The sequence below is a fragment of the Arthrobacter sp. Y3223164 genome (assembly GCF_059091005.1).
In genome coordinates, this window is record NZ_JBNHGF010000331.1 from 1 (window position 1) to 3,121 (window position 3,121).

The window sequence follows — 3,121 nt, forward strand, 5'->3', positions numbered from 1 at the left end:
GCGGCCGGGAGCAGGACGCGGGAGCGGCCGCACACCACGCGAGTGAAGGAGTTCTGCGATGACCAACGCACAATCGACGGCCCGGGCCGCCGCGCCCGGACCCGGGCTCGACGTGCTGACCCGCCTGGATCCGACGCTGCTGGAGCGGCTGCACACCAGGCTGGAACATGAGGCCGCCGCCGAAGGCACCCTCGACCTGGCCTACGCAACCGCCGACACGCCGCTGGGGCAGCTGCTGCTGGCCGCCACGGAGGAAGGACTGGTCCGCGTGGCCTTCGAGGGCGAAAACCACGATGCCGTGCTGGCCGGCCTGGCAGCCAGCGTCAGCCCCCGGATCCTGCATGCTCCGGCCCGGCTTGAGGCCGCCGCCCGGCAACTGGACGAGTACTTCGCGGGCCGGCGGCGCTCCTTCGACCTACCGCTGGACCGGCGGCTATCCAAGGGCTTCCGCGCGGAGGTGCTCAACCACCTGCCCGAGATCCCGTATGGCCGGACCGAGAGCTACGCGCAGGTGGCAGCCGCCGTCGGAAATCCCAAGGCCGTGCGCGCGGTGGGCAGCGCCTGCGCCACCAACCCGTTGCCCGTCGTCGTGCCCTGCCACCGAGTGCTCCGTTCGGACGGCGCCTTCGGCGGGTACCTGGGCGGGCCGGAGGCCAAGGCCTACCTGCTGGGGCTGGAGGCAGCGGCGTGAGCACACTGTTCGAGGACGCTCCGGCCGGCCCGCGCGAGATCGCGCCGGGCGCGGTGCATGTGCCCGGCTGGCTGGCCGTGGAGCAGCAGCGGGAACTGGTCGAAGCGTGCCGCGAATTTGGCCGCGGGCCGGTCCCCTACCGTGCCGCCAAGCTGCCGGGCGGCCACGAAATGAGCGTGCGGACGCTGTGCCTGGGCTGGCACTGGGCGCCGTACAAATACACCCGCACCGCAGACGACGTGAACGGCGCGCGCGTGCTGGAGTTTCCCGGCTGGCTGGCCGAGTGGGGCCGTCGGGCGCTGGCCGACGCATCGGGGGATCCGGCCGCGGCGCAAGGCTACGAGCCGGACACGGCCCTGATCAACTTCTACGACGACACCGCGAAGATGGGCATGCACCAGGACAAGGACGAACAGGCGGACTTCCCGGTGGTTTCGCTCAGCGTGGGCGACGACTGCCTGTTCCGCTTCGGCAACACCGAAACGCGGACCAAGCCGTACACGGACGTCCGTTTGCGCTCCGGCGACCTGTTCGTCTTCGGCGGACCGGCCCGGTTCGCCTACCACGGCGTGCCCAGGATCTACCCGGGCACGGCCGATCCCGCCTGCGGGCTGACCGGCGGCCGGCTGAACCTGACCATGCGGGTGACCGGCCTGACCTGAGGGTTCGCGGTTTTTTTACAGTATGAGGGACGGTTTCCACAGTAAGTGGGGCGGGCCTGCGGGCTGCGCCGCGGTAGGAGAGAATCGAATCATGGAGACAACCGCTTCCGGCGTAGTCCTCTGCGAGGACGGCCTGGCCCGGCCCACGTGGGCGGCGATGGATCCGCTGCTGCGCGAGTATTACGACACCGAATGGGGCATGCCCGTCCGGGGCGAGCAAGGCGTCTATGAGCGCATCACGTTGGAGGGCTTCCAGGCCGGGCTCTCCTGGGCCACGATCCTGCGCAAACGTCCCGCCTTCCGGCAAGCGTTCCATGATTTCGACGTGGATACCGTCGCCGCGTTCACCGAAGACGATGTCGAGGCGCTGATGCAGGACGCCGGAATCGTGCGGAACCGGGCCAAAATCCGCGCCGCCATCACCAACGCGAACGCCACCATCGACCTGCGCGCAGAAGGCGGCCTGAGCGACTTCGTCTGGTCGTTCCAGCCGAAGGAGACGCCCGCGCCGCGGCACATCCAGGACGTGCCCACCACATCGCCGGAGTCCGTCGCGCTGTCCAAGGCCCTGCGCAAGCGCGGCTTTGCCTTCGTCGGCCCCACCACCATGTTCGCCCTGATGGAAGCCATCGGCATGATCGACACCCACCTGGTGGACAGCCACCGCCGCGGCTCCTCCGGCGTCTGGAACTGACACCGGCTTTCACAATCACTTCACGCATCCGCCGCACCGCGGGATGCGTGCCACAATGATGTGCACCCGCTGGCTTCGGGGGAACCGGACGTGCATGTTCGACCTGGAGCCGGCACCGCAGGAGTTATCCGGTAAGGAGAGCACGTTGACGATTCTTGTTGCCTACGCCCCGCGTCCCGAGGGCCGTGCGGCCCTGAGCAAGGGCATTCAAATGGCCACGCAGAACAATGAGAAGCTGGTGGTCGTCAACGCCAGTCCGGGCGGGGCGCAGAAGGACGAGTCGTTCTCGGACGCCCACGACGCGGCCTGGGTGCAGCAGGAACTGTACAATTCCGGCCTGCAGGCAGAGTTCAAGCAGTATGTCCGCGGCAAGGACGCCGTGGACGAGATCGTGGAACTGGTTGACGAGCTCTCGGTCTCGCTGCTGGTCATCGGCCTGCGCCGGCGCTCCCCGGTGGGCAAGCTGATCATGGGCAGCACCGCCCAGGAGATCCTGCTGACCGTCGACTGTCCGGTCTTGGCGGTCAAGGCCCGCTGACCCATGCAGGTCGGCCTGCCGCTGCTTCCGCCGTTCGACTCCCCGGCCGCGCTGGCTGCCCTGGCCGCCCATGCGGTACCCGGCCTGGAAACCGTCGACGTGGCCGCGGGCACCTGCACCCGCCTGTTCAACACCGGCACCGGACCGGTGCCGGTCACGGCCACCCTGTCGCCCGACGCCGTCGAGTTGGACGTCGGCAGCGACTCCCCGGCCGCCCTGAGGGAGATAACGACGGCGGTGCGCGGCTGGCTCGACCTGGACCTGGAACCGGAGCGGGTGGCGGCGGCGTTGGGCACCGACCCGGTGCTCGGGCCCCTGCTCGCCGAGCGCCCCGGGCTGCGGATCCTTGGGTACCCGGACGGCTTCGAAGGTGCCGTCTCCACCGTGATCGGCCAGCAGGTCTCGCTCGCCGCGGCCCGCACTTTCACGGCCCGGCTGGTCGCTGCCTTCGGCTCCCGGACGGTCACCGGCCTGGCGCTCTTCCCCACTCCGGAGGCCCTGGCTGCCTCCGGCCCCGATGCCGTCCGCGAAGCCGT

5 protein-coding genes are annotated in these 3,121 nt (G+C 69.8%); all 5 read left to right on the forward strand.

Annotated elements, in window-relative coordinates; genetic code table 11:
- Positions 1-58 precede the first annotated feature (58 nt).
- Positions 59-691, forward strand: coding sequence for a methylated-DNA--[protein]-cysteine S-methyltransferase (locus AC5RUJ_RS13490; protein WP_494129065.1), 633 nt, complete (start codon positions 59-61; stop codon positions 689-691).
- Complete coding sequence (locus AC5RUJ_RS13495; RefSeq protein WP_494129066.1) at positions 688-1,353, forward strand: alpha-ketoglutarate-dependent dioxygenase AlkB family protein; 666 nt, start codon at positions 688-690, stop codon at positions 1,351-1,353. The genes AC5RUJ_RS13490 and AC5RUJ_RS13495 overlap by 4 nt, the downstream gene beginning before the upstream one ends.
- A 91-nt stretch (positions 1,354-1,444) precedes the next feature.
- Positions 1,445-2,047, forward strand: a complete 603-nt coding sequence (locus AC5RUJ_RS13500) for a DNA-3-methyladenine glycosylase I (RefSeq protein ID WP_494129067.1) — start codon at positions 1,445-1,447, stop codon at positions 2,045-2,047.
- Positions 2,048-2,192: 145 nt separating this feature from the next.
- Positions 2,193-2,585 (forward strand): universal stress protein, encoded by a 393-nt coding sequence (locus tag AC5RUJ_RS13505; protein ID WP_494012935.1) that lies wholly within the window; start codon positions 2,193-2,195, stop codon positions 2,583-2,585.
- Positions 2,586-2,588: 3 nt separating this feature from the next.
- Positions 2,589-3,121 (forward strand): DNA-3-methyladenine glycosylase family protein (locus AC5RUJ_RS13510; RefSeq protein ID WP_494156000.1); only part of this gene is annotated, 533 nt, incomplete at its 3' end.

Coding starts and splice junctions, on each gene's coding strand:
- AC5RUJ_RS13500 (WP_494129067.1), top strand. CDS start 1,445: ATGGAGACAACCGCTTCCGGCGTAGTCCTCTGCGAGGACGGCCTGGCC.
- AC5RUJ_RS13490 (WP_494129065.1), top strand. CDS start 59: ATGACCAACGCACAATCGACGGCCCGGGCCGCCGCGCCCGGACCCGGG.